This window comes from Alcanivorax sp. UBA3183, from assembly GCF_002364155.1.
Classification (GTDB): Bacteria; Pseudomonadota; Gammaproteobacteria; order Pseudomonadales; family Alcanivoracaceae; genus Alcanivorax; species Alcanivorax jadensis.
Genome location: NZ_DEXN01000009.1, coordinates 211,296 through 212,002, shown reverse-complemented (window position 1 = coordinate 212,002; position 707 = coordinate 211,296). Strand labels below are relative to the sequence as shown.

Genomic DNA, 707 nt, shown 5'->3' with positions numbered 1-707 from the left:
AGCCTAAGGCGAACTGCACCATCCCAACGCCAGATCGGTGCAGTTCGCCTTAGGCTCAGTGCACCCTACGCAGCGGCAACAGACTTGGGGTTTAGAAGCCGTCTTCGGTGACGAAATGCGGGTTGTCTTCCTGCTTGAGCAGATCGGCAAATTCTTCGGCCTGTACCGGCTCCGGATTTCGTGACAGCAGATAACGCACTACCGCTGTGGTACGCACTGAATCCTGAGCACGGATGGCCTGCAGGAACTGCTCGGCGAGTGTCGCTTTCTCGTGCTTGACGGTGGCGGGTAGTGACGGATCGGTGTTGTCAAAGCGCAGCTCACTGATGGCGGTCAACAATACAAAAGCCTTGTTGGTCAGCACGGACTGCTCAATACCTTCCTGAAAGATGGTCGCCTGATAACGCAGCAACCCTTCCTCTGCCAGCCACAGCATGGCGCCCAGGCAGGCCATGTGACGGCTGCTGTGCAAGCCCACATCGTCCACTTCCGTAGGACCGATAATGTCTTCCACGTACAGCGCGCCGGGGCGCGGGAAGCTCATGTAAGCCTGCATGAGGATGCGGGCAACGTCGTGGCTGAAGTCGTCGATGTGCAGGTGTGACATGGGCGGCTCTTTGAAAGCAAAAGCAGGAGCGTCGCTGGCGGCGCGATCACCAGCGACGTTTAAAGCGAAGCCGCTGCAGGAGTTCCTCTTGAGGGACGAA

General features: G+C 58.3%; 1 protein-coding gene. It reads right to left on the bottom strand.

All coding sequences use genetic code 11. The annotated features are described in order from the left end of the window. Nucleotides 1-91: 91 nt before the first annotated feature. Nucleotides 92-607, bottom strand: a complete 516-nt coding sequence (locus tag B3Q33_RS04110; RefSeq protein ID WP_272963231.1) for a hypothetical protein — start codon at nucleotides 605-607, stop codon at nucleotides 92-94. Nucleotides 608-707: the final 100 nt, after the last annotated feature.